The sequence below is a fragment of the Pseudomonas sp. AC229 genome, from assembly GCF_979254655.1.
In genome coordinates this window covers 144,741-170,757 of sequence record NZ_CEEDHK010000007.1, presented here as the reverse complement: position 1 = coordinate 170,757, position 26,017 = coordinate 144,741, and the positions used below count along the sequence as shown (strand labels likewise).

General features: G+C 58.6%; 24 protein-coding genes. 8 read left to right on the top strand and 16 right to left on the bottom strand.

Features of this window, described 5'->3' with window-relative positions; genetic code table 11:
* Positions 1 to 134: 134 nt before the first annotated feature.
* Positions 135 to 1,049, top strand: a complete 915-nt coding sequence (locus AC0IW7_RS11875; RefSeq protein WP_471818136.1) for a LysR family transcriptional regulator — start codon at positions 135 to 137, stop codon at positions 1,047 to 1,049.
* A 211-nt stretch (positions 1,050 to 1,260) separates the two neighbouring features.
* Here the strand turns inward: AC0IW7_RS11875 and AC0IW7_RS11870 are convergent, their stop codons facing one another.
* Positions 1,261 to 2,235, bottom strand: a complete 975-nt coding sequence (locus AC0IW7_RS11870) for a GlxA family transcriptional regulator (protein WP_471818134.1) — start codon at positions 2,233 to 2,235, stop codon at positions 1,261 to 1,263.
* Positions 2,236 to 2,318: 83 nt separating this feature from the next.
* Between AC0IW7_RS11870 and AC0IW7_RS11865 the strand changes: the two genes are divergently transcribed.
* On the top strand, positions 2,319 to 3,095 hold the full coding sequence (locus AC0IW7_RS11865; protein ID WP_471818132.1) for an MBL fold metallo-hydrolase: 777 nt from the start codon (positions 2,319 to 2,321) through the stop codon (positions 3,093 to 3,095).
* A 707-nt stretch (positions 3,096 to 3,802) separates the two neighbouring features.
* Here the strand turns inward: AC0IW7_RS11865 and AC0IW7_RS11860 are convergent.
* From AC0IW7_RS11860 to AC0IW7_RS11845, 4 genes are all read right to left on the bottom strand, one after another.
* On the bottom strand, positions 3,803 to 4,333 hold the full coding sequence (locus AC0IW7_RS11860; RefSeq protein ID WP_463383276.1) for a DUF1569 domain-containing protein: 531 nt from the start codon (positions 4,331 to 4,333) through the stop codon (positions 3,803 to 3,805).
* Positions 4,334 to 4,575: 242 nt separating this feature from the next.
* The gene (locus tag AC0IW7_RS11855) at positions 4,576 to 5,397 is read right to left on the bottom strand and encodes an SDR family NAD(P)-dependent oxidoreductase (protein ID WP_471818130.1); all 822 of its coding nucleotides are present in this window, start codon (positions 5,395 to 5,397) and stop codon (positions 4,576 to 4,578) included.
* Positions 5,394 to 6,311, bottom strand: coding sequence for an alpha/beta fold hydrolase (locus AC0IW7_RS11850; RefSeq protein ID WP_471818128.1), 918 nt, complete (start codon positions 6,309 to 6,311; stop codon positions 5,394 to 5,396). The genes AC0IW7_RS11855 and AC0IW7_RS11850 overlap by 4 nt, the downstream gene beginning before the upstream one ends.
* Positions 6,308 to 7,789, bottom strand: coding sequence for a flavin-containing monooxygenase (locus tag AC0IW7_RS11845; protein ID WP_471818126.1), 1,482 nt, complete (start codon positions 7,787 to 7,789; stop codon positions 6,308 to 6,310). Before AC0IW7_RS11845 ends, AC0IW7_RS11850 begins: the two co-directional genes overlap by 4 nt.
* 83 nt (positions 7,790 to 7,872) lie before the next feature.
* Between AC0IW7_RS11845 and AC0IW7_RS11840 the strand changes: the two genes are divergently transcribed.
* Complete coding sequence (locus AC0IW7_RS11840; RefSeq protein WP_471818125.1) at positions 7,873 to 8,541, top strand: TetR/AcrR family transcriptional regulator; 669 nt, start codon at positions 7,873 to 7,875, stop codon at positions 8,539 to 8,541.
* 37 nt (positions 8,542 to 8,578) lie between these two features.
* Here AC0IW7_RS11840 and AC0IW7_RS11835 read toward each other — a convergent pair whose 3' ends face one another.
* Together AC0IW7_RS11835 and AC0IW7_RS11830 are read right to left on the bottom strand one after the other, a co-directional pair.
* Positions 8,579 to 10,024, bottom strand: a complete 1,446-nt coding sequence (locus AC0IW7_RS11835) for an MFS transporter (RefSeq protein ID WP_471818123.1) — start codon at positions 10,022 to 10,024, stop codon at positions 8,579 to 8,581.
* Complete coding sequence (locus AC0IW7_RS11830; protein ID WP_471818121.1) at positions 10,017 to 10,571, bottom strand: hypothetical protein; 555 nt, start codon at positions 10,569 to 10,571, stop codon at positions 10,017 to 10,019. Before AC0IW7_RS11830 ends, AC0IW7_RS11835 begins: the two co-directional genes overlap by 8 nt.
* A gap of 144 nt (positions 10,572 to 10,715) precedes the next feature.
* Here AC0IW7_RS11830 and AC0IW7_RS11825 point away from each other — a divergent pair, with 144 nt between their 5' ends.
* The 3 genes from AC0IW7_RS11825 to AC0IW7_RS11815 all read left to right on the top strand — a co-directional run bounded on the left by AC0IW7_RS11825 (position 10,716) and on the right by AC0IW7_RS11815 (position 13,642).
* Positions 10,716 to 11,612 carry a LysR family transcriptional regulator gene (locus AC0IW7_RS11825; protein ID WP_471818119.1) on the top strand — a complete coding sequence of 299 codons (897 nt, stop codon included), beginning with the start codon at positions 10,716 to 10,718 and terminating at the stop codon, positions 11,610 to 11,612.
* Between the two features lie 160 nt (positions 11,613 to 11,772).
* Complete coding sequence (locus AC0IW7_RS11820) at positions 11,773 to 12,543, top strand: SDR family NAD(P)-dependent oxidoreductase (protein WP_471818117.1); 771 nt, start codon at positions 11,773 to 11,775, stop codon at positions 12,541 to 12,543.
* 103 nt (positions 12,544 to 12,646) lie between these two features.
* Positions 12,647 to 13,642: a hypothetical protein gene (locus AC0IW7_RS11815; RefSeq protein WP_471818116.1), complete on the top strand. Its 996-nt coding sequence runs from the start codon at positions 12,647 to 12,649 to the stop codon at positions 13,640 to 13,642.
* Positions 13,643 to 13,722: 80 nt separating this feature from the next.
* Here the strand turns inward: AC0IW7_RS11815 and AC0IW7_RS11810 are convergent, their stop codons facing one another.
* Complete coding sequence (locus AC0IW7_RS11810; RefSeq protein WP_471818114.1) at positions 13,723 to 14,649, bottom strand: LysR family transcriptional regulator; 927 nt, start codon at positions 14,647 to 14,649, stop codon at positions 13,723 to 13,725.
* 102 nt (positions 14,650 to 14,751) lie between these two features.
* On the opposite strand from AC0IW7_RS11810, the gene AC0IW7_RS11805 reads away from it, so the two are divergent.
* Positions 14,752 to 15,126 carry a cupin domain-containing protein gene (locus AC0IW7_RS11805; protein WP_471818112.1) on the top strand — a complete coding sequence of 125 codons (375 nt, stop codon included), beginning with the start codon at positions 14,752 to 14,754 and terminating at the stop codon, positions 15,124 to 15,126.
* A 329-nt stretch (positions 15,127 to 15,455) separates the two neighbouring features.
* Here AC0IW7_RS11805 and AC0IW7_RS11800 read toward each other — a convergent pair whose 3' ends face one another.
* Both AC0IW7_RS11800 and AC0IW7_RS11795 read right to left on the bottom strand, forming a co-directional pair.
* Entirely contained in the window at positions 15,456 to 16,142 is a 687-nt protein-coding gene (locus AC0IW7_RS11800; protein WP_471818111.1) for a tetratricopeptide repeat protein, read from the bottom strand.
* Between the two features lie 15 nt (positions 16,143 to 16,157).
* Positions 16,158 to 16,829 (bottom strand): hypothetical protein, encoded by a 672-nt coding sequence (locus AC0IW7_RS11795; RefSeq protein ID WP_471818109.1) that lies wholly within the window; start codon positions 16,827 to 16,829, stop codon positions 16,158 to 16,160.
* A 335-nt stretch (positions 16,830 to 17,164) separates the two neighbouring features.
* On the opposite strand from AC0IW7_RS11795, the gene AC0IW7_RS11790 reads away from it, so the two are divergent.
* On the top strand, positions 17,165 to 17,788 hold the full coding sequence (locus tag AC0IW7_RS11790; RefSeq protein WP_471818107.1) for a cell wall hydrolase: 624 nt from the start codon (positions 17,165 to 17,167) through the stop codon (positions 17,786 to 17,788).
* A 116-nt stretch (positions 17,789 to 17,904) separates the two neighbouring features.
* Here the strand turns inward: AC0IW7_RS11790 and AC0IW7_RS11785 are convergent, their stop codons facing one another.
* From AC0IW7_RS11785 to AC0IW7_RS11760, 6 genes are all read right to left on the bottom strand, one after another.
* The gene (locus tag AC0IW7_RS11785) at positions 17,905 to 18,330 is read right to left on the bottom strand and encodes a hypothetical protein (RefSeq protein WP_471818106.1); all 426 of its coding nucleotides are present in this window, start codon (positions 18,328 to 18,330) and stop codon (positions 17,905 to 17,907) included.
* A complete protein-coding gene (locus AC0IW7_RS11780; protein ID WP_471818104.1) occupies positions 18,299 to 19,078 on the bottom strand; it encodes a hypothetical protein in 780 nt (259 codons plus the stop codon). The genes AC0IW7_RS11785 and AC0IW7_RS11780 overlap by 32 nt, the downstream gene beginning before the upstream one ends.
* Before the next feature lie 268 nt (positions 19,079 to 19,346).
* Positions 19,347 to 19,853, bottom strand: coding sequence for a hypothetical protein (locus tag AC0IW7_RS11775; protein ID WP_471818102.1), 507 nt, complete (start codon positions 19,851 to 19,853; stop codon positions 19,347 to 19,349).
* 465 nt (positions 19,854 to 20,318) lie between these two features.
* Complete coding sequence (locus AC0IW7_RS11770; protein ID WP_471818100.1) at positions 20,319 to 23,762, bottom strand: PAS domain S-box protein; 3,444 nt, start codon at positions 23,760 to 23,762, stop codon at positions 20,319 to 20,321.
* A 142-nt stretch (positions 23,763 to 23,904) separates the two neighbouring features.
* The gene (locus AC0IW7_RS11765) at positions 23,905 to 24,621 is read right to left on the bottom strand and encodes an SOS response-associated peptidase (RefSeq protein ID WP_471818098.1); all 717 of its coding nucleotides are present in this window, start codon (positions 24,619 to 24,621) and stop codon (positions 23,905 to 23,907) included.
* A gap of 197 nt (positions 24,622 to 24,818) precedes the next feature.
* Entirely contained in the window at positions 24,819 to 26,012 is a 1,194-nt protein-coding gene (locus tag AC0IW7_RS11760) for a GAF domain-containing sensor histidine kinase (RefSeq protein ID WP_471818096.1), read from the bottom strand.
* Between the last annotated feature and the right edge of the window lie 5 nt (positions 26,013 to 26,017).

Here is a 26,017-nt window from a genome sequence, read left to right as displayed (position 1 = left end):
TAAAGCCATCGCTGTTTGCTTCTGACAGCGGTGGCTTTTTTGTGGTTATGCGGGTGAGTCAGGTAAACCTGCTCGGCTATCATCCTCTGTGCCCAAGCCCCCCAGCCCGGTGCACAACCCTGAAGAGGATGGCGATGAATTTAATTGAAGCCATGGAAATGTTTGTGGCGGTGGTTGAGCGTGGGAGCTACACAAAAGCCGCCGAAGCGCTCCATGTCCATCGCCCCGCGCTGTCCAAGGTCATCCAGAACTTGGAACAGGAACTGGGCGTGCAGTTACTGCACCGCACCACGCGCAGAGTGAACACCACGCCGGCCGGCGATGAGTTCTACGAACGCAGCCTGAGAACGCTCGCCGACCTGGCGGAAACCCTGGACTGGTTCTCCCCGACCCGCCCCCCGCGAGGAAAGCTCAATATCGACTTGCAGACCGTACTGGGCCACGCGGTGCTCATTCCCCGCCTGCCCGAGTTCCTGGAACGCTACCCTGGCCTGGAGATTTCTTTAGGCACCTCCGACAGCCTCAATGACCTGATTGAGCAAGGGATTGACTGCGCCGTGCGCCTTGGTGACCTGGTTGATTCGAGCCTCATTGCCAAGCGTGTAGGCGAGGTCGCACTGGTTACCTGCGCAGCTCCCGCTTATGTGAAGAAACACGGCTTACCAAACCAGCTGGACGATCTAAAGGAACATACGGCCGTTAACTTCATGGTTAAACAGCGCCGCCAGATCATGCCCTGGCGGTTCATCGTCAACGGCAAGACTACGGATGTCAAAATGCGCAGCGGCATCGTTGTCGATAATGCCGAAGCCTTGTTGTACTGCGCGCTGGCGGGAATCGGGATTGTTCAGGCGCTACGCCCCGCGTTGCAGCGACACATCGATAGCGGGCGCCTCGTAGAGGTTCTACCGAACGTACCAACGGAGCCAAAAGCGGTATCCGTCCTGTTTCCGGATCGACGAAACCTGTCGCCCAATGTCCGCGTTTTTGTGGACTGGGTAAGCGCAGTGTTTCAGGAACAAAGCGCCAACCCAACTGCGGCGGTGTGAGGGAACGCCATGCGCTGCGTGGAGTGTCGATTTTTGGCAGATAGCTGCGGCGTGAATTAGGAGCTATCGGCCATAAGCGGCCTCTGTCCCAGTAAGCAGAACCAGACCTGTCCGGTTGAAACAGGAGCGCGACAAAGGCGCGACAAAGGGGACAGATTTATTAAACGGCTCTAACTTAGAGTCGTTTAATAAATCTGTCCCCTTTTCCACACTAGAACCGGGCGAATCGCTGCCGGTACTGAGCGGGCGTCAGTTTGGTCAGCTCCTTGAACATTCTTCTGAGATTCGAATCGCTGCTGAAGCCCAGCTCACTACTGATGGTTTTGAGGGGCACGGATGTCAAGATCAATCGCTCACTCACCTGGCTCAGCTTGATGCGACGCGCATAGGTGGCTACCGCACTCCCTGTCTCTTCCCCGACCTTGCGCGCCAGTGTCCGTTCGGTCATTCCCAACTCTGCCGCCAAGATGCGAACAGTGATCCTCTCGGCTGGCAACCCCTGCACCAGCGTGTGCAACCTACGCAGCAGTTGGCTGGGTTGCTCGATCAGACTGAGGGCCCGGAAGGCCGCGTGCGACTGAATCGGGCGGGGAAGCACCATCAACCGATTAAGGTCGTTGAACACCGTTGCATCAACCTGTCGCTCAATCAGCGCCTGGGCGAGCGGTAGGTAGCCGTTGACACCGCTGGCAGTGCCGGTGCGTTCGTTAAAGATGCAGCTCTGCTCATACTGCCATCGCACCTTGGGATAGCGCTGAAGCAGCGTGTCGGCCAGCCACCAGGTTGCGGTGGCGTGCTCTCCATCAAGGCGGCCACTGGCGGCAGCAAGGCTCACTCCGGTGCAATAACTCCAGATACGACAGCGCTTACCGAGCTTCGCCAAGCCGGCCAAAAGCGAGGCATTGTCATGCAGGGTTTTATCCACCTGCCGGGGGGACTCGGCCCAATAACCAGGGATCAGGATCGCGTCCAGAGCAAGCTCCAGGAACCCATGATTGGCCGTCAGAACCAGGCCGTGAGCACACGTGACCGCACCGCTTTGCTCGGCGACGAAGTAGGTTTCGAACAGCGAGCGCTCCGTTCGCCGATTCGTTGCATGCAGCATATCCACGAAAGCCAGAAGTCCTGCTGGCATGCAGTCGGGGAAGAGCAACAGACCGATCCGTAGAGGGGTAGTCATGGCCATAAATGAATGGTTTATGTCAGTTCACGCCATTATGAGCATTTTGCGGTCCCGGCACCATGAGTCCACACCCCAGGAGCCTCATGATGAACATTCAGCAAATTCGCAACGCTACGATCATTCTCGAACTAGGCGCGCACCGCATTCTGGTCGATCCGATGTTGGCCCGCAAAGGCGCTCTGCCTTCGTTACGCGTCTTCACTGGGTTTCAGAGGAACCCGACCGTCGAACTCCCGGAGGGCGCTCGCGACGCCTTGGAGCTCATCACCCACTGCCTGATCACCCACTGCCAGAAAGGCCACTTCGACCATTTGGACAGAGCGGGCACGCGGTGGCTGAGAGAGCGGCAGATTCCCGTTATCTGCACGCCCCATGACGCGGCTTACCTGGCGAAGCTGGGTTTGAATGTACAGCCATTGCCGGAAGGTCATGGCGAGCCGAAACCCTTCCTAGGCGGCGTGATTCGTACAATCCGTTGCACCCATGGAGAGGGAGTGGTTGGACGCCTGATGGAACACGGCGTCGGCTACCTGATCGAGCTGCCAGGCGAGCCCAGCCTGTATCTGGCCGGCGATACGCTTTTGACCGCCACGGTAAGTGACATCGTGTTGCAGCATCAGCCTCAGGTCAGTGTGGTGCCTGCTGGAGGGGCGCGTTTCGACGTGGGGGGCGACATAATCATGGGCTTGTCCGATGTACTCGAATTTACCCGTCTGAGCCAAGGCACCGTTATTGCCAACCACCTGGAAGCGATCAACCACTGTCCTGTTACCCGTAAGGAGCTGGCAAGTGCGGCAGCCGAAGCCGGCGTTGCCAGTCGGCTACTGATTCCTGGGGACGGTCAGGTAATGGCTTTGGTATAAACCGCCGTGCTGCTCGTAACCGAACGCTGATGGCTACGAGCGGCGACTTTTGGCGTTTATGGATGTTAGCGAAAAAAGGGGACCGACTTATTAACCAGCTCTAATTTAGAGCCGTTTAATAAATCCGTCCCCTTTGTCCTGTAAAATCGTCACTCGCTCAGGCTATCAATCCAAAGCTTTACATGAGGCTGGAATGTCAGGGAATGAAGTCGTGACAATGGGGACATTAATAAATTACGACCAGTTGATTTGGCTGGCTGCGTTCGCGTCGCTCTCACTGACCTTTGCATACCAGACTCGACATACCAGATCGGTTCTCGCGGTCCTAGCTACGATCGCTTTTGGCATTTGCGCAATCCACAGGGGTTTGGCATTTGTCATTCCGGCCACAATGGCGTGCCGATACACGACAATGACAGGCTGCGTGATGCCAGAGCCGTACGATACCGTCCTAAGACTGTCTTGGGCATGGCACGCGCCAGTGTTTTTTGTAGGTGCGCTAGTAGCCCTACTTTTCACGCTCCGAAGATCTTCATAAGCGAATATTCAGCGGACAAAAACCGATCTTTTCCCTACTTTTACATGTCCGCTTCTGGCCGATTGCTGCCTGTCGTCAACGTCAGAAACAGAACATTGAGCAGAGAACACATCTGCCACTATCCACCTGTCCAATTCGCAGGGGGTTTCGCCTTTACTCGCACGCCAGATCAAGCCGGTCGAATGAGGCTCATGTGGTTATAAAGGTGCATGACATGCGCCTCAACGTAATCAGCATGACTCAACGCGCCATAGGCGAAGTGCGGCTGCAATTCGCCCTGATACTGGCTGAAATCGCTAAAGGCCTGCTGCAAACGACTGAGGGCCAAGGCTTGGCTAGTCGGTTCACTGAGCGGCGCTGCACCTGGAATGGCCTCGTGCAACGGATGCCGCATGGCCCCACGCGCGGCAAATACGCTGAACGCCAGCGGGCCCACGCTGCTGCGGAACCAACTTGGTTTGAGCTCGGGATAGCCACTGATGGAGTACTCGATGCTCTGCGCGCAGTGGTTAAACACTTCAGCCGGGGTCCAGCCCTGAACGCTGACCAGCGCCTTGCCCTCCAGTGTACGCAACAGGTCTTGCGCGCCCTCAATGTTCAGCGCCCCCGCGCGGTCGCCGGTCGGCAACGCCCAGAAACCTGCGCCGAGCGCCGCCGCACCGCCGATGGCGCCCAACGTCAAAACTTGTCGTCTGTTCATTCCAGCTCCATAAACTGCGATCAGTGTCAGCCCCAAGGGCGCCGGGCAACCCATGCGCTCGCAGTAGCCCCCCTCCAATTGGCGCGCCATGATATAGGACGGTGCCGCGGTAGGCAGTGTCTGGATACAAATGTGTTTTTTACCCACACGGGGCACCTAGCGAGGGCTGGGCGCACGCCCTGTACTCGCTGAGTAGCAGGACAATGGGGACGGATTTATTCCCGTCACAGCGCGGCTAATTCTTAACGCTGCGGCTGCTTCATCAACCGCTCCACCAAGCGCCAATAGCTCACCGGCATCAGGCGTTCGAATATCGACAGCAGCAACGCGTCCGCTCCCACAATTACCCTGCCCTTATCGCTTTCAATGGCCCGCACGATGATGCGGGCGGCCTTTTCTGCAGGCATTTTCAGCACTTTGTTCATTTCTTTTTTATGCCGTTCGATTTCCAGGGCATCAATGCCTTGCGGTGCTTTCGCGTTGTTGGCGATAGAGGTGGCGATGCCGCCGGGGTGCACCACGGTGACGCCGATCGGGGTGCGTGCTAGCTCGTGGCGCAGGCTGTTTGAAAAGCCCCGCACGGCAAATTTGCTGGCGCTGTAGGCGGCCTGGCCCGGTGGCGACACCAGCCCGAACAGGCTCGACAGGTTGACGATTCGGCCCGGTGCGCCGTTGCCGCGCAGAATGGGCAGGAAGGCGCGCGTGCTGTCGACAACTGCGCGGAAGTTGATGTCCATGACCCAGTCGAAGTCTTCTTCGCTCACCTGCTCGAACGTGCCGCCAAGCGCCACGCCGGCGTTGTTGATGACCAGGTGCACGGTCGGGTGGATGTTGAGTACTTCGCCTGGCAAGTTGCGGATGGCCTGACGATCAACCAGGTCGACCACGTGCGTGCTGTACGTTTTGCCGCGCTGTGGAAGTAAGGCCAGGGTTGCACGCAAGCCGGCTTCATCACGGTCAACCAGTGCCAGATGACATCCACGCTCAGCCAACACGGCCGCCAATGCGCGACCAATGCCACTGGCTGCACCGGTCAGCACTGCCACCTGATTGTCGAGTTTCATTGTTGTTGTCCTGCCTGGCTGTGAATGTGGTTGAGGATCAGCGCTGCAAGGCGTTCACCTTGAGGGGCATCGATTTGATGACGCATGTCTGCGATGACTTCATGGTTTGCGCCGGGTATCGCCCGTGCACTGGCGAGGCCACCGGTGGGGTTCACCATGCGGTCCTGGCCGCCGTGCACAATCAGGGTCGGCGCCTGAATGGTTGTGAGATGCGGGGTGCGGTCGCCGGACTTCAAAATAGCGCCGATCTGGCGGAACAACGCACGGGCTTCGGCCCGCTCGCCGTTACGCGTCCAGGCAAGCCGTGCGTAGCTGTCCCACAACGCGGGAGCGCCGGTGGCCGTGGCATCGCCGATGTGCATCATCGTTTGACGAAAGCTTGCTATCGCGTCGGCTTCGGTGCGCGGAGCCTTGGCCCGCGCCATACGCCACAAGGTCGACGCTGCAGGCTGGCCCACCTTGCGATTGCCCGTCGTGGAGAAAATGGAAACCAGTGACCTGGCCTTGCGCGGATGGCGATACGACAAGGCCTGGGCAATCATCCCGCCCATCGACATGCCTACCAGGTGCGCGCTCTCGATACCCAGATGTTCGAGCAGAAGCGCGCTGTCGTCAGCCATGTCCTCCAGGCCATAGGCACCTGCCGGCGCTTTGCCGGTGAGCTGCTGCCATTTGCTTGGATGAGGCGTCGCCATGCGGGACGACCGGCCGGCATCGCGGTTATCGAAGCAGATGACTCGAAAGCCCCCGGCGACGAGTTGGTCGATCAATGTTGCCGGCCAGTAGACCAGCTGCAGCCCGAGCCCGACGATAAGCAAAATGGTGGGAGCCGCTTCATCGCCATGGCTGGCGTAGCAGAGCTTCAGCCCGTTGGGCAGCGTGGCGAACTGTTCGTTATGGGCGGCCAGGCTCATGGCGTCACCGCCTTGGGCAGGAACTGCAACGCCGGGTGATCGACCTCACCGTTGCGCAGAATTTTTACGTCTGCCGCGTAGTTCCACGACATGGTCCAAGGGTACGCCTTGCCCTGTCGCGGCAGTTGCGCCAACGAACGCTGCACGTAACCGGCACCAAAATTCAGCAGCGGCTCGGTTTCCATAGTCGGGTCAGCCTTGGGCGTACACACGGCGTAACCGCGCGTCTCCATATACCCGAGCAGGCGGGTGAAGTGCTCACAGAGCAAGCCAATCTTCAGGGTCCACGAGGACGCGGTGTAACCCACCGCAATGGCGAAATTCGGAATGCCGCTGAGCAGCATGCCTTTGTAGGCGACGTGCTCGGCCAAGCGCAGCTGAACCCCGTCAATCTTCGGCACAATGCCGCCCAACGGCTGCAGGTTCAGCCCGGTCGCGGTGACAATCACATCAGCCTCGATATGCTCGCCCGAGCGCAGGTGGATACCGGTGGGCGTGAAGCGCTCGATCTGGTCGGTGACGATAGACGCCTCGCCGCTGGAGATCACCTTGAACAGATCACCACCGGGCACCGCGCACATGCGCTGCTCCCAAGGGTTGTAGGGCGGATTGAAGTGCACGTCCACGGGGTAGCCGGCCGGCAGCATCTTGGTGTTCATGCTGCGGATCAGCTTGCGGGCGGCCACCGGGTAGCGCTGGCAGAACGCGTACACCCAACGCTGCTTGGCAATATTGAAACGACGCGCCAGCGAGTGGGCGATGGTGGTCCCCAACAGTGGGCGGATGCGCCGCGCAATCGGGTCTCGGGACGGTACGGGCAGCACATAGGTCGGCGTGCGCTGCAGCATGGTCACGTGCGCCGCCTGCTCCGCCAGCGCAGGCACCAGGGTCACGGCGGTCGCGCCGCTGCCGATGACCACAACACGTTTGCCGGCATAGTCCAGGTTTTCGGGCCAGTGCTGCGGGTGCACGATCTGACCTTGGAACAGCGCCTGATCAGCAAAGGCCGGGGTAAACCCCTCCTCATAGCGGTAATAGCCGGCAGCGTTGAAAATCCAGCGCGCTTCGAGAGTCGCCTCCTCGCCCGTGTCTTCCTCGCGCAAGGTGACCTCCCAGCAGCGTTTGGCGCTGTGCCAATTGAGATCGACCACCCGCTGACGGAAGCGAATGTGCTGCTCGATTCCGTTCTCGCGCGCGGTTTCAGCGATGTAGGCCTTGATCGACGGGCCGTCGGCGATGGCTTTTTCGCCTACCCAGGGCTTGAAGTCGTACCCGAACGTGAACAGATCGGAGTCGGAGCGAATGCCGGGATACTTGAACAGATCCCAGGTGCCGCCCAAATCCGCGCGAGCCTCGATGATTGTGTACGACAGCGTCGGGCACTGCTTGCCCAGGTGATACGCCGCGCCGATGCCAGATAATCCGGCACCAATAATTAATACATCGACAGGCGCAAGGCCACGGTGTGCTTCAGTCATGGGGCTCACTCTTATTGTGACAACGTTCGTTCTCACTACTCTGATTGTGGCAACAAGCGTTGTCAACGCTGTACGATTCGCGAATGACAGACACCGCCAATTTCCCAATCGAAAGTTCGACCGAGCGCACCTACTCCGGCATCGCCGTGACCGAGCGCGCAGCCGCCAGGCGCCACCGCTTTATCGAAGTCGGCATCGAACTGTTTGGCACCGTGGGTTTCCACGGCACCACCATGCGCACCCTGACGGCCACGACGGGCCTTACCAATCGCTACTTTTATGAGTCTTTCGAGACCATGGAAGACTTGCTGGTGGCCTGCTACGAGCACCTGATTGGCGACTATCGAGCGCATTTGAACGAAGTGTTGAGCGACGCCGACGCCGACGTGGAAGCGCGCACGCGGGCCGGCCTGACCTGTTTCTTCGAAGCCATGGCCAACCCACGCTTCGCGCGAATCACCCATAGCGAAGTGCTGGGCGTGAGCCCGCGGGTGGATGCCCTATACATGCAGTCTGTCGCTGATTTTGCGGCGCTGATGATGGATTTTCTGGGCCGCGCCGGCGTACCGGTGGCTGCCCATGATCCACGGGAGATGCAGCTGGTTGGCACCGCACTGGCCGGCTCGGTCATACAGACCGGCATGCTCTGGGTACACAGCCGCTACGAATTACCCATCGAGCTCGTGGTGGAATCCAACGTGAAGGTGATTCTGGGAACCGTCAGCCAGCTGCACACAGCGCCCGGCAAATAGCAGCGGTTTCTTCTGACGGCTGCTGGGCGATTCACACTCAAGATGGGTAGCCGTATGTCTGTCTGCTTTGCAGTGTGCTCATCAGGGCTGCCAACAAGGTCAACGTAGCGCCCACGCCAAGGGCAAGCTGAGGCGCAGCATCGACAGGGAACCGATCAAATATCGGCGCCATGATGACTGCGCCAGCAGTTTGCCCGAGCAAGCGAGCGGTGCCCTGCACTCCCCCGGCCGCCCCACTTCGGCTTATCGGAGCCGAGAAGAACATGTTGCGGTTATTGGCCACGTTAAAAAGCCCGAAGCCAAAACCGCAAAGCATCGTCAATGGCACAAGCGCCATGAGGCTTTCCTGCAGAGGCCAAAGCGCAGCTCCAGCGAGCCCTGACGAAAGACACATGCCGCCTATTAAACAAGACCAGGCGGGCGAACATCGGTTTGAAAAGCGACCAGCCAATGGCGCTATCAGCGCGACGGTTAGCGGCCAGGGGATCATGTAAAAGCCTGCTGTCATCACCTCTTGGCCAAGGCGGTGTTGAAGGTAGAAAGGCAGCGCCACCAGCCCTGCAGTCTGCCCGGCAAAGCAGAGCAAAGAGGCAATAACTGAAATGCGGAACGCGCCGGATCTAAGCAAATCAAGCGGAACCAGTGGCGCCGCCTTGTGCCCTTCCCGCCTAACCAAAAGCCTCATCTGAAAAACTGAGATGGCCAGCAATGCTGCAGCCGATAGAGGGTGGCTAGAGATGGCGCTTGCGGCTATGACCAGCGAAGCAAAGGCGCCGACATTCAGTGCAATGCTCAACAGATCGGGTACGCGCGCGGTGCCGTCCACCGCGGGTAAAGCCCGACTCGCCAGCATCACCCAAAGCCCCAAGGGAAGCAGTGCAACAAACAGCCAAGGCCAGGCTGCCACGCTGAGAATTGCTGCGCCCATTGCGGGGCCCGCTGCTGATGCCAGGGCGACCGCAAGGGCATTCCATCCGATGGCGGCGCCCAGTTGCTGGCTCGGTATCACGTGGCGAAGCAGTGCCACCGCGAGCGCCATGATCGCAGCGCCGCCAAGCCCCTGAAGCAATCGCGCTGCGATAAGCCAATACAGCGTAGGGGCCAGTGCACACATCAGCGTGGCGCCCAGAAAAAGCACCAATCCCCACCTGAATACTTTGCGGTAACCAAGGCCTTCACCTAGCGCTGCACAGGGCAGCAAAGCCACCAACAGCGCCGCCTGGTTGGCCGTGATGATCCACATGGACAGCGCAGGTGTCACGTGCAGCGATTGGGCGATGGCCGGCAACGCCATGTTGACTATCGCCGTGTTGAGCACCACCAGCACCATGGCGGCCAGCACTGAGCTAACGGCAGCCAGCTGCCTCGGTTTTGCGCCGACTGATATCGCCTCGACGGCATGCTCCAATGAGGCGGTGCGTTCAATCTGCGTGCCGAGGCGACCGGCTCTTGAGGCTGGGCGGCGCGGCACGATGTCAACCATTGCGCAGTGCGCCGGTTTGCGGAACCCAATCACCACCCTGCTCGATGTACCGTGTCAGCTTGCGGGCCTGTTTATCCTCAATCCTCAAATCCCGCTCGGTGAAGCGAAAGAGCAAAGCCGGTCCGCAGATGCACTGCGTATCGTGAATATCGCCCGGCAGATAGACCTGCGTTTGGCCGGCGCTCACACGGGCGGAACCGCGCTTTACCAGTTTCACCCGGCCATCCGGAGCCTGCACGCTGGCATAGCTACCCATCTCGATTTCACCGCGCTGCACCGCGTAAATGACCCAGCCACGACCGTGATCATGTGGCGGCCGGTAGAGCCCTTCAGGTTCGGTGTGCGCCAACAGCAAAAACCCGTTTACCGGATCTCGATACAGCTCCTTCTGAGCCAATGCCTGCTGGTGGAGATCGCTCAACCACGGTTCGGTGACAGGCGTTTCTACGAGCTCACCTAATTGCTGCTGGCAGCCTGCGACCACTTCAGAGCTGAGCGGGCCCCAGACTGACTGGACGCGCTCAACAAACCTGCTTAACGAATTCATACGCCACCTCTTCATCCGCATCGGTACACATGTGCCGATGCAGCGAACTGTATGAAGCTTCCAGGTATGGCGGAAGGCGCACGGCTTGCACTTTATTGTTGCGCCTGACGCCATACATCGAACGAGCTGGGCTACCATACAGCCATGTCAAATCCGGACCTCAACCTACTCATTACCCTCGATGCGGTGCTCGCTGAAGGTAGCGTCACGCGCGCAGCCAAACGCCTGCGGCTCAGCCCCTCGGCGATGAGCCGGGCACTTGCGCGACTCAGAGAAACCACAGGTGATCCACTATTGGTCAGGGCCGGACGTGGGCTCGTTCCTACTCCCAGGGCGATCGAACTGCGTGAGCGTGTTGCTCAGCTTGTTCGCGATGCGCAGGAAGTTTTGCGCCCAACCGAGCTTCTCGATCTGAAAAAACTCGACCGGACATTCGCGATCAGGACCAGTGAAGGTTTTGCTGAAAACTTCGGCCCCGCGCTTATCGCGCGTATTGGGGAAATGGCTCCGGGAGTGCGGCTGTTCTTTATGCACAAGCCAGACAAGGACAGTAAGCCATTACGCGATGGGGTCGTTGATCTCGAAACCGGCGTTATAAATCTGGCCTCTGCTCCCGAGCTGAGGGGCCAGTGTTTGTTCAGGGATAAATACGTGGGTGTTGTACGAGCCGGGCATCCGCTAAGTCGCGGCAAAATTACGCCGGAAAAGTATGCAGGAGCTATGCACATCTCCGTGTCGCGGGAAGGGATAGATAAAGGCCCCATAGATGACGCGCTGCGGCCCCTCGGACTGGAGCGAAAGATCGTTACGATCGTCGGTGGCTTTTCGATCGCGCTGGGGCTGGCCCGCGGGTCAGATCTGATCGCCAGTGTTCCCGAACGCCATACCGCGAGCTTGCGCGAGGGCATGCATAGTTTTCCGCTGCCTTTGCCTGTTGCGCAGTTCAGCGTTTCATTGCTTTGGCATCCGAGATTCAGCGCTGATCCTGCTCATCAATGGCTCCGAAACTTGATCCTGGAGGTTTGCGGACGGCGTGAATAGGCGCGCTTACAGTGTGCCCACAGTGAATTTATCGGGCAGTACGATGAAGTGTGCTTTTGGCCGTTTGCCGCCCAGCGCGGCAGGCTGCTAAGGGCCAGAAGCAGTCTTAACAAGGGCTTCGAAATCATCAACATTTCCGCCATGTTGCTCAAGGTGCCTTATGAGTTTGATACCCGAACTGAACAGCGAAGCCCATGTGCTGATATGCGGAGCCAGCCGAGGCATTGGCCTGGCGCTGTGCGGGGCTTTGCTCGCTCGCCATGATGTGGCTCAGGTATGGGCAGTAGCGCGAAAAGCTAGCACCTGCGCCGATCTGGCAGAGCTTGCAGATCAGTATGGCGAACGCTTGAAACGAGTCGACTGCGACGCGCGCGATGAGCAATCCCTCGAAGCACTCGTGAGCGAGACGCTTGAGGGATGCGATCATCTGCACCTTGTCATCAGTACCCTGGGCATTCTTCATCAGGACGGCGCAAAAGCAGAAAAGGGTCTGTCTCAACTTACCCTTGCGAGCCTGCAAGCGAGCTTTGCGACCAACGCGTTTGCTCCAATCCTGCTGCTTAAGCACCTACTCCCGTTATTGCGCAAACAACCTTCTACCTTCGCGGCGCTCTCGGCGAGAGTTGGCTCTATTGGCGACAATCGACTGGGTGGCTGGTACAGCTACAGAGCCAGCAAGGCCGCGCTGAATCAGTTGCTGCATACGGCCAGTATCGAATTGAAACGTCTGAACCCTGCCTCTACTGTCCTGGCAATACACCCAGGCACGACTGACACGCAGCTGTCTCAACCCTTCCAGGCGAACGTGCCTGATGGCCAACTGTTCGAACCGGCTTTCTCAGCGGCTTGCGTAATCGATGTGGTAGGAAAGCATGGGCCGTCCGACAGCGGAACCTTCTGGGACTGGAACGACAAACCCATTGCCTGGTGATTCTTTTAATCGCTGAACGTTAAGAGCTGTCAGCCCGCCCGTCTGATCAGCTGTCCCCTTCGTTCCCACTCCTCTTTGTTCCCATTTAGGAAGTTTGGCTCGCATGATCCCCGTTGCACTGCCCTCAGTCGAACTACTGCTTTACCTCGCCTTTTTCTTCGCCGCGACGGTTTTCTGGTTCGGGTGGACGATAAGGCTGGTGGTTCGATATTCCACAGGTCGCTGGCGCCGCCCCGTCCTCCTGCCCTACGTGCTTATCACCGCGTGTGCGCTTTTTACCCTGTGGCAGTGCGCGGCTTTTTATCTTCAGATGCGTAGCTCTGAACGGCAGAGAGAGGCAAGTTATCGCCCGGAACTAGTAGAGCCGACGCGCCTTGGCCAGATCGACATGCCCAAAGGCACCAAACTCGAACTAGCCGTTGCGGATCAAACGGAATCCTTCAAGCGAGCCGTATTTCCAAGCCCTGTGCGTATGCTCGACATCGATGCCCTCGAAGTAGCCCGCTACATCGCAATTCAAACCAATGAAAAATACGAAACGGTTGGCTTCACGCCACAGAACATGCGGATAACCGGCCACGGCACGACGATGCAGAACGGCTGGCGGTGCGATGCGCTGCAACCGGTGGAGTTTGAGCTCAAGCCTGATGGCGGCGTTTCGGCTTTCAGCAGCTGTACGCTTGCCGAGGGCAATGCAGTCGATGGCATCACTTTCCCCAAAGGCACGTCGCTCCGTGCTTCAACCGGCAATGTCTATACCGATGGGTTTGTAGATCCCGACCGCTGGGTTCTCGACACGCCAGAAGACGTGCCGGTGCGTATCGATAGTTTCGAGCTTGCGGATGCCAGTATTGCGCTCGACGCAGAGCGAAAGCTCTATGAAGTCAAAAGTGCGGTGCTTTCGAGCGGTGCGACACTCGCAGAGCGCCGTTATCTGGCGGCAAGCGCTATCCGCTTCAATCCGCGGCATGTCCGGGAAGACTATGCGGATACCTGGTTGATCACCCCGCCTCCGGGCGCCGACGGCTCACAGCCCGTAGCCCCTAAGACCATCGTGCAGCGCAGAGACGGTAAGGTGTTGGCCACGCTTACTGACTAAACGCGTGATCGCTAATCCATTTCTGCATTGGCGTTTAAGCACTGTACGGGAGTGAGGGAACTGATCGAGCGGCGATGAGTTTATGCGGGCGTACATGGCGGCTGGGGATGAGGTTTTTGACAATCACGGTCCCCTGTTCGCTCACGCGTCGAGCAAGACAACTGCGCACGAATGATCTCCGCCATATCCAATGCCCCCTGGGCAGCGCTCTGCGAAACATGAAGCTCGACCGCGAAATCTGGCAACTTCGGCAGTCCTGAATCATCGCCCAGCACCTGAAAATCATCCGGTACAAGCGAGCGAAGCCACGGCGTCAGTGCCAGGCCGCTTTTTACCGTGGCGAGGGTGGTTTCAACCGAGGAGTTTTCGAATATCACGCGCCAGCTGATGCTGGATTCGCCTAGCAGTGAAAACACGGGACGGCGAAACGCGCAGGTCGGCGTGATGAAACATAGCGGCAAGGGTCGTTGGCTAACCGGCTCTTGTAAGCCGCCTATCCAGACCAGCGACTCCACAGACAGGCGCTCGCCGACCGCTTCGTTCGCCAGGCACTGACTGACCGTCAAATCGATCTGCCCCTTGGAGAAAGCATTCATCAGCTCGAACGATGAGCCAGGCACAACAATGACTTCGACCTCGGTATGCCTGGCGGCAAAGGCTTTTAGAACATCCGCAAAATGCGATCCGGCCATGTCATGTGGCACGCCCACCTTGACGGTCTCCGGCACGCTTGCGCCGATCATTTCGCGGCACAGGCGGTCGTTGAGGTCGAGCAAACGCCGCGCGTTGGGTAAGAAGTGCAGGCCGCGATTTGTCAGCCTCGCGCCGCTGGAGTCTCGTTCGAGAAGCTGACATCCAAAGAAGGTTTCGAGCCGTTTGATCTGCTGACTGATACCGCCTTGCGTCAGATGCAACTGGCGAGCGGCGGCACTGATGCTGCCTGTTTCAGCGATGGTGACAAAGCTGCGAACGAGCACTAAATCGACGGTACGGAGAGGTGCGGGCATGCCGGCATCCATTAGGGTTGCTAATGGCCTTATTATAAACATTCGATACGGGGCGTCGCGCTGCGCACGTATGGTGGGGCTCCTTTTTTTGGAGTCTTATTCATGATGCTCAGCGGCAACAGCACCAATATCGCAGCAGCTTTGGCCAACGTCACCGAGCATTGGTCTCCGCAGGTTATTGGCCAGGTCAACGACCAGTACATCAAAGTGGCCAAGCTCAAAGGCGAACTGATGTGGCACGCCCACGCGGATGAAGATGAGATGTTTATGGTGGTCTACGGGACGCTGAATATTCAGCTGGAAGACCGCGACGTCGTTTTGCAGGCCGGCGAATTTTTCGTGATTCCAAAGGGTGTCCGGCACAACCCGGTAGCGTCCGAAGAATGCGGCATTGTGCTGATCGAAACCGTCACCACGCGTCATACGGGAGAGGAAGTCAGCGCCCGGACCGTACCCATCGAGCGCCAACTGAGATGAGGGACGTCGTCTTCAAAAACGCGTTTTTGATTGGGCAGAGCGCAGATTCAATTTGCGCATTCGAGACTTCGGATTTTGGTCGAGGGCTGTCTGTCGATTGGTGAAAAAGGGCACAGATTTTCTACTCTAAGCCTCCGCTTTTGGCCGATTGCGGCCGTCTACGACCGGCAGCTTCCGGCCAAAAGCAGCCGATCTTTACATTAGGGCTGGGACATAAAGCTGCCATGAATAGCGACCGATGCTGAAAACTTAGTGGCGCCAGGGCTATAAGAGGCCCCGACGCATTCGGCTCGCTTGTAGCGAGAGGAAGGAGAAGGCGCGCGCTCCTGTTAGGGCATGGAAACGCCGTATTCTGCTAGCTTGGCCTTGTGCTCCGGCTGCACGTATTTCTGGTCGACGATCTGCGAGAACTTCATGAAGTCTGCCTTTGCATTCGCCCTGTCAGCCAAATGGTCGTAGGCGATCCCGCGTCGATAATAAGCCCAGGCAAAGTCCGCCTGGCGCTGAAGGCCGGCGCTGAATGCTTCAGCGGCCTCTCGGTACTGGCCTAGGTCTGTCAGTGCAAGGCCCAAATGATAATAGGTCGGCATGTGGAAGCCTGAACCCTTTCCGGCTTCTCCCAGACCGTTGTCCAAGTTGTACTGCACGAGTTCAAGGGCTTTTTTCGGGTTGCCGGCATCGCGGTACATGGCGCTCAAGTCTAGGTTGTCGCGTGGGTTAGGCTTGCCCGCCAGCTGCATAGATTTTTCCTTGGCGGTCACGGCTTCAGGAAAGCGCTTGAGGCCGCTGTATGATTCAGCCTGCACCGCGTAAACCAGACTTTGAAGCGAGGCGGGCAATGTGTTTTTCTGCAGGCATAGATCACCTTCCTGCAGCGCCAGCGCGTAGTTTTCGGCTTTGTACGCCTTCAACTGACTTTGGCAGTGTGCGACGTTGGCTTTTTGCGGGTTCGGCACCCCGGCACATCCGGTGAGAATAAAGGCACATGCGATCAGTGCGGGCCAGCAAGCATTCATGAAAACACCTCCTTGTTAGTCAAGCAGCCGAGCGTTGAGGTCAGGACGATAGACCTGCAAAAGCGGCGCGGTCACGGTACCTTGTAGCGAGCAGAACACAGTGGTGTGGCCTGCGAGTGGCGGTGTAGCGGCGCCCGCGTCGACCATGAAAACGCGGTCTACGAAACCAAATGGCGTGGCGACGCCGGGGCCGGTCAATTCTTCGGTTCGCCATTGGCCGATCGGGTCACCGACGCGACGAGTTTCGGCGCGGGTAATGGCTTTGCCTTGGCGGACAAAGCGTGCGTTATCGACAATCAGCGGCTTGAGTTTCGCGGCCACCTCGTCTGGCGAGCCATCGGCTACGAAACCCCAGAACAGAAAATCGCCAACATCATTGATGGTTTGGACTTGGTTGTAGTACCCCACCATACTCACGCCGTTGACGATCAGGGGCGCTTCGAAGCGTTGATAAGTGCCACCCTCCTGCAATGGATTCATGATGGTCGGCGCCTTGACCGAACCGTATTCACTCAGACGTAAAGTATCGGCAGGCAGGCGAGCGTCGCGCAGGCTCTCGAAGAACTGCGCATCACAACGAGAGAGTTCGGTGAGCAGTTGTTCGGGAGTAGTGATGGTCTGAGCCTGGACGACACCGGCAGCGGCGACGGCGAGTAAAGCAACGCCGGAAAAAACAGAGCGGAACATTTGAGATCATCCGTGAAATAAGAACGAAGGTTTTCGGCTTAGGAAGCGCGAACTTTAGGAGCACAAGTCTGCGGGGAATAACCCTTTTTTTGGCTGGAAGCACGCATTATACCGAATGTCCGCTTCTGGCCCTAAGTGTGGGGCAAAAGGGGACAGATTTATTAAACGACTCTAATTAGAGCTACCGAACAAATCTGTCCCCTTTTCTGAAGGGTGATCGCTGCGGTGCGTACAGCACATCGTACGGGAAAGAAAACGGAACTAGGCTGTCTGCTTTGTGCGCCGACTGTGCTCGGCGCTCTCACTGCCATGCGGTTTAACAGGAAGAACCGATCATGCACCTCCTCTCAAAAATCATTGGTATCAGCCTGGTGTTGTGGGTGGCCCAACTCCAAGCCGCCGAAGTCCAGCCAGCGGTAAAAGCCGCCGCCGAAGACAAGGCCGAAATACTGGAGCAGAAAGCTGCGGACAAGGACAGCCTCAAGGCTGCCCCGCAGACGTCGCCCCTGAGCAAAGCCGAAGTCCAGGCAGTCGACCCCGCCGGCAAGGCGCCGATGGACGACGCTATCACCTGCCTGTCGCGCACGATTTACTGGGAAGCCAAGGGCGGTGCCAGTGAGGACATGGAGGCCGTGGCGAATGTGGTGCTCAACCGCCTCGGTCGCAAGGAGTTTCCCGATACGGTCTGCGCGGTGGTCAAGCAGGGTTCGGAAAAAAGCCCTTGTCAGTTTTCCTGGTGGTGTGACGGTCGACCCGATCAGGTCGAGGAAGAAAGCCGCTACGCCGTCGCCAAGGAGATCGCTCGCAAAGCCCTCAACCAGCAACTGCCCGACCGCACTAATGGTGCGCTGTTCTTCCACGACCGCAGCGCTTCGGTGGACTGGTCCAAGACCTATATCAAGACCAAGGAGATTGGTAGTTTCAAGTTCTACAAACCCAAGAGTGTGGCGGCGCGTTAGCGGCGCGGGTAGAGCAACAAAGGGGACTGTTTATTAAACGACTCTAAATTAGAGCAGCTTAATAAAGCTGCCCCCTTTTTTCTCTTTTTTTCTACTAACTAGCACCTGCTCGGCAGCTAATCGCCATGCTTCAACATGTACTGAAGCAGTTCTTCATCATCGAACATCTGCTCTTCGCCATCCTCAAGAACGGGCGCAAGATGCCAATGCTCCGCGTCTACATGAACAATGCGCAGCAGTTCCCCGGACTCAAGCCAAAGAACCGGCGACTTCACCACGCAACCAGCGGTTTGAAGCGAAACAATCAGCTCATGGACCGGCGAGTGGTCGAACTCCACGTTCCAGCCAACTTGCGCGGTGAACGCATCCACACGATGGAAGGTGACGGGCTCAGCGGAATATTCAAGAGCATTGAAAACCGAACGCAGCTCAACGTTCACATCGTTTTCGAAAAGCGGTCTGGCTTCACTAATGTAAAACTCGACGAGCGAAGAAGCTGTGGCGGTTTCGTTACGCAGCAGGCAGTAAAATGCGCTTTCCATCAAAGGTTATCCGCTCAGATTCATTGATCGATTCGTAAACGCCGTCGAAATAGGCTTGTAAGTCAGGCGCGAAATCGCGGGTAAAAAAGCGGCGACAGAAATCTATAAACCAAAGATCTTCGTAAGCAGATGACGCCCCAGCCCCCCCGCTGAAAAGAGCAAACAGGAATTGACTGGCCCCTTCGTCAAACGCCTCTCTGTCGGCATCGAGTAACTCGAGCGTGAAATTTTTTTCGACCTCATCGAAAAGGACTGGCGAAAGACTTTCGGCAGCTTTCCCCCGATAGGCGAGGTGCCAGAAGACCCCTTGCAGGCGTCTGCGCAACTGCGACGGAGAAGCTAGAAAATCTCGATGAACGTACACGATCATTTCCCAACGTTCTAGAAGCAGTGGGTACTCCAACAGCTTCCCGAACTTTATTGGAGAATCCATAAGATCCGTAATGGTCTCGCGGGAATGGGCTGATCCATACGCATCGAAATAGCGCGTGAACTCTTCCTCGGAGACAGTCGGTGCGCTGAGGCACAGAACTAAAGGCGCGAAAGCAGGAGTCATCCCTTCACCCCCTTCGCGCTGTAATCGCAACTCCCCTGTAAAGTGCAGGTGCTTCAAGCGTATATCGAACTCTTTAGAAGCGCGCCCTACAAAACGGTCGCAAAATTCAGACACTTGATCGTATAAAGCACGACGCTCTGCCGAATTCGGATCGTCAAGATTTTTGTAAACCTGCGAAATAGTTTCTGTCATCAATCATCCTCCGTGCACATGCCGGCGCGTTCAGCGACGCTCTCAGCCAACTTTTTGCCCCGGTCAACCAGTTCTTCAGCAATAGTATCTTCGAGCTCCACCCCAATCAGTCGCGCTCAACAACTGATAAATAATAGAGCGGCAAAGGGGACTGATTTATTAAACGACTCTACTTAGAGCTATTTAATAAGTCTGTCCCTTTTGTTTGCATCCAAAATCGACCTGCTCGAATCCACCATCGAGTTTAGCTTGGTAGGTCTAGCAAACCCTACCGAGCCGCGTTCGCCCAATATTCGTAAGTTCGTAACGCCTGATCGGAGAGCCTGTAGCTATCCAGGGTCGAGGCGCGGGTTTCGATAAAGTGTGCAAGGAAGGCGCTGATCGCTAGACGCTGAGCTAACGAGCAGTAGACGATCAGCGCATTGTCCTCTCCATCGCCTTCTAAGTGACCTATTAATTGCATGGCGTACGTGCTGTTGTCGTCGGTGCCTTCCAACGCGAAGCACACCAGGCTGGGCAGGTAGTAAGCCTTGGCCTGTGGGGTACAGAAAGCGAAAGGATCGGCGGCGGGATTGGCGACGTGTTCGCCGGTCAGCGTTTGCCGGTCATGGGTTTGCAGCAGCTCATCGTATTCGGCGCACTCTTCGCAATGTTGATGGTTGGCGACGCAGTGTTCGGGTCGTTCAATGGCAGCAAATGCTTGGTTTACCTGGGCGATAATTGCTTGGTCGATAGGGCTGAGGGATGGCGTAGTGTGGGGCTGGCAATGGTCCATTTAGAGTTGTAACTCCTGCGGCTCAACGGCTTGTCGACGTGTTTAACAGAAAAAGCGACAGATTTATTTTTCTACTCTAACCATCCGCTCCTGCCGATAGCGAACGCCGCGAAGAGCACGTTATATCCCGCTGCTGCATGGTAAGGGATCGAGTTTTACAAAGGTTCTAGCAGCCAGATAGAGATTATGAATCTGGCCATTCTTCTGACCGTGCTGATCGAAAACCCCTATTTTCGTGGAACCCAGTTTCTTATGAAGCCCAATCGACGCCCAGTTGGGAGAACAATTCCCCAAGCCCTCTGTGGACGGGTTGATTCTCTCTGCAAATGTCGAGTGGAAGTGCAGTTTTTCCGCTTGCTCTGTTTTTCAGATTGCTATCCAGCGGCACGGCACGCGAATGGCCACTTCTGGCCGATCTCTACCTATCGCCCCAACAGCGAGTGAAGCTTTCTTGCGCCACGCCTTTCAAGCCCCATTACCGAGCGCCGATAACGCGATTTCAAGCTCTACCTTACGGAACGGTTTGGCCAGCCGCGCGAGGCTCGGGTCTAGTTGGTCGAGTTCGGCATAGCCTGAAACAAGCAGAATTGCAGTGCCGGGTCTGGAGTTGCTCACGCGTCGGGCTAGATCAGTCCCGCTGATGCCGGGCATCAAATGGTCGGTGACGAGTAAATCGAACTGCTGTCCGGTGTCCAACAGGCGCAACGCTTCCTCGCCTGATGCGGCTTCAATCACGCAGTAGCCGAGTTCGGTGAGCATGTAAGCGGTACTGGTGCGCACCAATTCCTCATCGTCGACTAGCAGCGCGACACCGTGCGCTGATAGCGGCTCTGGCGCCAGGTAAACGGGGGCTGCGGTTGCCGGCGCTGCCATGCTGCGGGGCAGCCAAAGCTCTACGGTCGTGCCTGATCCGGGCAAGCTCTGAATGGTCAGCGCGCCGTCCAGCTGCGATGCCAAGCCATGAACCATCGAAAGCCCGAGACCGGTGCCTTTGCCGATGCCCTTGGTGGAAAAGAACGGTTCAACCGCACGCGCAAGCGTTGCCGCATCCATGCCTACACCCGTGTCTGTCACGCACAGGCAAAGGTAGTCACCCGGTTCCAGACCGGAGCTGTGACCTGCGCTCACCCACTCCACGCGAGCGGATATGCGCAGAATGCCGCCCTCGGGCATGGCGTCACGCGCGTTGACGGAGAGGTTTAGCAGCGCCATTTCGAGTTGATTGGGGTCGGCCATCGCGGCAGGAAGATTGTCCGCCGCATCGACCACCACTTTTATCTGCGGCCCGCTGGTGCTGGCGATCAGTTCGCCCATGTCGCTCACCAGCTTCACCACGTCGACCGGAACCGCTTGCAGTGGCTGACGCCGGGCGAATGCCAGCAGCCGGTGCACCAGGGTTTTCGCTCGGTCGGCCGATTGCATGGCGCCGCTGATCAGGCGCTGTTCCCGTTCACCGCCTACGCCCCTTCGTTGCAGCAAGTCGAGGGTGCCAACGATTGGGGTGAGCAGGTTGTTAAAGTCGTGGGCAACGCCACCGGTTAGCTGCCCCATGGCTTCCATTTTTTGGCTCTGACGCAGTGCCGCTTGCACTTCTTCGCGCTCGGCAACGGCCCGGGCGATTCTGCTTTCAAGGTTGGCGTTGAGTTCGCGCAGTTGCTCTTCCGCCGCTTTGCGCGCGGTGATGTCGACGGCCGTTCCGGTCACGCGCAAGCAGCGACCGGCCGCATCAAACACGCCTCGGCCCTTGGCCGCTACCCAGCGAATAACGCCATCCTCTCTGCCGACGGTGCGATAGTCGACGTCATACAGGGCGCGCAGTTCAGGGTCAGCGGCGGCGGCGAAGGCCTCGATGGTGGCCTGTCGGTCTTCGGGGTGCAGGCCGTTGTAAAAGTCGTCGATGGTTACCGGCACGTCCGGAGAAATACCAAATATCGCCTTGGTTCGCGCCGGCCAGATCAGTGCGTTCTGCACGTGATCCACGTCCCAGAAGCCAACCTCGGCATGGTCGACGGCCAGGCGCAAGCGCTCCTCGCTTTCGCGCAGGCGCATCTCCGCGCCTACCCGTTCAACATGCGCCCAGCAGCGTTCCACCACTTCACGAATCAGAGAAATTTCAGCCGGGGTCCAATCTCGTGGCTGGTTGTGATGCACCGCCATCATGGCTGTGAGCCGGCCGTCTTTGACCAACGGGCAGCAGATGATGGCGTCGATGCCGATGGCTTGAAACGTCTCGCGTCCATCTTCGGCCGCCAACTCTGCGCTCACGTCATGGACCACCAGCGTGCGCCCGGTGCGCATGTCCGCCGCCGCCCTTGAACCGAACAGATCGAGGCTATACGCACCGACCGAGCTGTCGATGCCTGGCGCTGTGTAGTCGCTGCGAATCCAGAAGCGGTCCTGGTCGGCATCCACATCGGCATAGGCGCATCGCGAGACGTTAAGCCTGCGCCCCAGCAAACTGGTGGCGGCGAGCATCGCGTCTTCGGCTTGGCGAATGTTGAACAGTTGGTTGTCGAGTTCATCCAGAAACCGCAAGCGCGCCGCGCTCTCTTGCAGGGCCGCGTCCGCTTCGTGCTCGACGGTGCGGTCGCGGAAAATTTTCACGAAACCGCCATGATCCATCGCAAGCGGCATCATCAGCCCGGAACCCCAGAAGCGCGTGCCGTTTTTGCGCACATGCCAGCGTTCGTTGACTGCCCGCCCCTGATGCTGAGCAAGCTCAAGCTCGCCGTAAAACACACCGGCGGCCCGGTCGGTGTCCGTGTAAAACAGATCCCCCGCACGGCCCAACACCTCCTGGCCCTCATACCCAACGATCCGCTGCGCGCCGATGTTCCAGCTGGTGACCGTGCCCTGGGCGTCGAAGGTGATGATGGCGAAATCCTCAGCCCCTTCGACAATTTGGCGGTAGCGCGCCTCGCTGATCCGAATGGCGGCCTCGGCTCGGGCGCGGTGTACGACCAAGCCGATTGTCTGCACAACGAAGTCAACGATTTCAGTGTCTGCCGGCAGCGGCTTGCGGGGTTCCGGGTGAAGCAGCACGAAGGTGCCGAGCACACCGCCCTGCGCCGAACAAATGGTGGTCGACCAGCACAGGTGCAGCCCCTGTTCGCCAGCCAACGCCTGGAATCCAGACCATAACGGAGTGTTCGCAGATTCGGCGTGAGGGCGCACGAGCATGGCGGCGGGATCGGTGCACGCCGGTGGCAAGCTAGGCGCGGCGCAATGTTGCACGCGCGCGCCCTCCTCGTCGAACAACACAATGGCGCCGACAAAACCGGACGGCGACAACACCTCAACCTCGCGGACCATGGCGTCCAGCGCCACGTTGAGTGAGTGCTCTTCTACCGCCACTTCCAGAATGCGGTTCTGCGCGGCTCTTTGTTCGGCTGCACGATTGCGTGCTTGGGTGAGCCGCGCATTTTCGATGGCAATGGTGGCCAGCCGTGCCAGACTTTCCAAACGCTGGACGGTGCCGCTGTCCGGGGTATGAACCTCGGACCAGTAAGCGCCGAGTGCCGCAACCGCGACCGGCCTGCCTATCGGCACCATGATCAAGCTGCGAACAAAAGTGGGCGCGTAGGCCTCTTGCGGAATGCGAGCGTCCAGCCGGATGTCGGGGATGATCACCGTCTCACCGTGACGCATCGCCCAGCCTGAAATGCAGTGGTCAGCGGGAAAGCTCTGGCCTTGCCACAGCTCAGACATGGCATCTTCGGCCACATAGGAACAGTAGCCATCGTCGGCGATAACCACGGTAATGCCTTGCGCGCCGACCGTGGCCCGCGCCGTGTCGCGCAGCACCTGCACCACCTCGTCCACCGTGCCGGCCATTACCAGCCGCTCACTGGCGTTCAGCACATGAGACAAGCGCTCATCGCTGTCTATATCTACCGGAACAGAAGGCAAACCGATCTCCCAAGGCACGCCACAGAATTCTTTCCACAGACTGCAAACGTCTGCCGAACAGGCCCCTCCCCTGCCGGGCAGGACCGGGAATCAGTTTCGCAGAAAAGCGTTCAGGGCGTCATTCACACGTTGAACATCGCGGCTAAATCGGTCCAGCCACGGTAACCACCGGGTCATTTATGCGCTGTATCAACTCGGCCCCGTCGTTACGCGGATTGCCGACCGCCTTAGGCACGGGATACCAAGTAAAAGCCTCGGCACCCAGCCCGTGCTCAGCGGCGATGATCAGCGCTCGAACCGGATCGGTTTCGGCATTGAGCCATTCGGCCGCGAGGTCTGGCGGCAGTACAACGGGGCGTCGGTCGTGGATGTCGAGCAGCCCTGCGTCGGCGGCGCCGGTAACGATGGTGAAGCCGTCGTCTTCACCCTGCTCCAGGCCTTGCGTTACATGGCACAGCGAGGCAAAGAACAGCGGTGAAGCGTCCCGGGCCTTGATGAAGTACGGCTGCTTGAGCTTGGGGTCGTCCGGGTGTTTGACCCATTCATACCAGCCGTCAGCCAGCGCCAATGCGCGCTGCTTCCAGATGCCACGGAAGAACTTACCGGTGGCCAGTGTTTCGACCCGGGCATTGATCGCCCGTGGCATTTTCCCCTTCGCCCAGTGCGGCGCGTAGCCCCAGCGAACATTTTCCAGCGCCAGACCATTGCCGGTGTTGTAGATGATCGGCGCACGCTGGGTGGGTGCGATGTTGTAGCGCGCACCGGCTGTGGGATCAGTGCGATCGTCAATGGGCTGCATGATGGCCAGCACGTCACGCCAGCGGTTCAGGTCTTGCTCTTTTGCGTATCGGCCGCACATGTCAGTGATCCTGCTGGTTGCCATAACGGTCAGACCGGCCAGCGCGCCAAGGGTGCGTAAAAGCGACAGGTGCGGCCGTCGCTTTAGTGTAGAAAGCATCGCGGCCAATCGGAATGCCGCCCAGCCGCTCCTACGGTCAGCACAACCTGTGGGAGCGGCTTTAGCCGCGATGCTTTTAAGGGAGTTCCGCGAACCTTTTAGGCCCAGCGAACCTGCGCCGGAAACCGCGCCACAAAGCACGTCCCCTCTTGCGCCGTAGACGCCACACTCAAACTACCGTTGTGCCCGAGGGCAATTTCCGAGGCGATGTACAAGCCCAATCCCAAGCCTTCGCCCCGGGCGCCGCCTTCGGAGCGGGTGAAGGGTTTGAACAGCAGCGGCATCAACTCGGGCGAAATCGGTGTGCCCTGGTTGCTGACCGAGAGCACGATTTCCGACCCCTCGGCGTACGCGTTGACGGTGATCGGCGCAGTGACGGAGCCGTGGGTGACGGCGTTGCCGACCAGGTTGGACAGCAACTGGCTGAGGCGCAGCGGGTCGCAGTAAACGCCGGCCGGCAGCGACAGATGGCGAACGAGGGTGGCGTCGGGGTACGAGGCGCAAATTTCGTCGAGGGTGAGGTGCAGGGTGTGCTCAAGATCGTCCACGACGGTTCTTTGCACCGGTATGCCATCGCCCAGCCGGCCTCGGGCGAAGTCCAACACGTTTTCAATCAGATGGCCCATGCGCACCGAGCTGTTGCGGATGGCGGCGATCAATCGCGATGAGCGCGCGTCGGTGGGTTTGCTGTCCATCAGGTCGGCGCTCATGCGAATGGCGCTTAACGGGGTGCGCAAGTCATGGCCGAGCACAGCAATAAATTGCTCACGCAGGCGGCTGGTGTTGTTCGCCTCTGCCAGGTCGGCCCGCGAGGCGCTGAGTTGGCCTTGGGTGTCGAGGTTCATGGCGATGAGCTGGGCGAATAGGGTCAGCGTCTGCACGATGGTGGGGTCATCGAGGTCGGCGGGTACGGAATCGATCGCGCACAGGGTGCCGAAGAACTCGCCGTTGGCCGTGATGATGGGAATCGAGATGTAACTTTCCAGGCCGTACAGCAGCGGCGTGTGGTGCGTGGCGTATTCGGGATGCACGCTGGCGTGGCCGAACACCACGGGGTTGCGGTGGCCGCGAATCTCGTGGCAAATCGTCGAATCCAGCACCAGCTCGCCGCCAGGCTGCAGGCCGAAATTAATCGAGTCGTCGACGGCGCACGCCACCCAGTGTTTCTCCGTCACCCGCGCCACGGCGGCGAAGCGCATGCCGGTGAGGTTTTTGACCATTTTGAGGATCAGCGGCACCGCTTCGATATGGGCGATGGCCTCGACGGAGGCGGCGTATTCGGGGTTGATCACTGGCT

What these genes read in the sequence shown, in the direction of transcription:
- AC0IW7_RS11805 (WP_471818112.1), top strand. Translation starts at nt 14,752, where the DNA reads ATGATGCTCAGCGGCAACAGCACCAATATCGCAGCAGCTTTGGCCAAC.
- AC0IW7_RS11780 (WP_471818104.1), bottom strand. Translation starts at nt 19,078, where the DNA reads ATGACAGAAACTATTTCGCAGGTTTACAAAAATCTTGACGATCCGAAT.
- AC0IW7_RS11820 (WP_471818117.1), top strand. Translation starts at nt 11,773, where the DNA reads ATGAGTTTGATACCCGAACTGAACAGCGAAGCCCATGTGCTGATATGC.
- AC0IW7_RS11855 (WP_471818130.1), bottom strand. Translation starts at nt 5,397, where the DNA reads ATGAAACTCGACAATCAGGTGGCAGTGCTGACCGGTGCAGCCAGTGGC.
- AC0IW7_RS11845 (WP_471818126.1), bottom strand. Translation starts at nt 7,789, where the DNA reads ATGACTGAAGCACACCGTGGCCTTGCGCCTGTCGATGTATTAATTATT.
- AC0IW7_RS11830 (WP_471818121.1), bottom strand. Translation starts at nt 10,571, where the DNA reads ATGAATTCGTTAAGCAGGTTTGTTGAGCGCGTCCAGTCAGTCTGGGGC.
- AC0IW7_RS11825 (WP_471818119.1), top strand. Translation starts at nt 10,716, where the DNA reads ATGTCAAATCCGGACCTCAACCTACTCATTACCCTCGATGCGGTGCTC.
- AC0IW7_RS11765 (WP_471818098.1), bottom strand. Translation starts at nt 24,621, where the DNA reads ATGTGCGGCCGATACGCAAAAGAGCAAGACCTGAACCGCTGGCGTGAC.
- AC0IW7_RS11865 (WP_471818132.1), top strand. Translation starts at nt 2,319, where the DNA reads ATGAACATTCAGCAAATTCGCAACGCTACGATCATTCTCGAACTAGGC.
- AC0IW7_RS11840 (WP_471818125.1), top strand. Translation starts at nt 7,873, where the DNA reads ATGACAGACACCGCCAATTTCCCAATCGAAAGTTCGACCGAGCGCACC.
- AC0IW7_RS11815 (WP_471818116.1), top strand. Translation starts at nt 12,647, where the DNA reads ATGATCCCCGTTGCACTGCCCTCAGTCGAACTACTGCTTTACCTCGCC.
- AC0IW7_RS11785 (WP_471818106.1), bottom strand. Translation starts at nt 18,330, where the DNA reads ATGGAAAGCGCATTTTACTGCCTGCTGCGTAACGAAACCGCCACAGCT.
- AC0IW7_RS11875 (WP_471818136.1), top strand. Translation starts at nt 135, where the DNA reads ATGAATTTAATTGAAGCCATGGAAATGTTTGTGGCGGTGGTTGAGCGT.
- AC0IW7_RS11835 (WP_471818123.1), bottom strand. Translation starts at nt 10,024, where the DNA reads ATGGTTGACATCGTGCCGCGCCGCCCAGCCTCAAGAGCCGGTCGCCTC.
- AC0IW7_RS11810 (WP_471818114.1), bottom strand. Translation starts at nt 14,649, where the DNA reads ATGCCCGCACCTCTCCGTACCGTCGATTTAGTGCTCGTTCGCAGCTTT.
- AC0IW7_RS11870 (WP_471818134.1), bottom strand. Translation starts at nt 2,235, where the DNA reads ATGGCCATGACTACCCCTCTACGGATCGGTCTGTTGCTCTTCCCCGAC.
- AC0IW7_RS11775 (WP_471818102.1), bottom strand. Translation starts at nt 19,853, where the DNA reads ATGGACCATTGCCAGCCCCACACTACGCCATCCCTCAGCCCTATCGAC.
- AC0IW7_RS11790 (WP_471818107.1), top strand. Translation starts at nt 17,165, where the DNA reads ATGCACCTCCTCTCAAAAATCATTGGTATCAGCCTGGTGTTGTGGGTG.
- AC0IW7_RS11795 (WP_471818109.1), bottom strand. Translation starts at nt 16,829, where the DNA reads ATGTTCCGCTCTGTTTTTTCCGGCGTTGCTTTACTCGCCGTCGCCGCT.
- AC0IW7_RS11850 (WP_471818128.1), bottom strand. Translation starts at nt 6,311, where the DNA reads ATGAGCCTGGCCGCCCATAACGAACAGTTCGCCACGCTGCCCAACGGG.
- AC0IW7_RS11800 (WP_471818111.1), bottom strand. Translation starts at nt 16,142, where the DNA reads ATGAATGCTTGCTGGCCCGCACTGATCGCATGTGCCTTTATTCTCACC.
- AC0IW7_RS11860 (WP_463383276.1), bottom strand. Translation starts at nt 4,333, where the DNA reads ATGAACAGACGACAAGTTTTGACGTTGGGCGCCATCGGCGGTGCGGCG.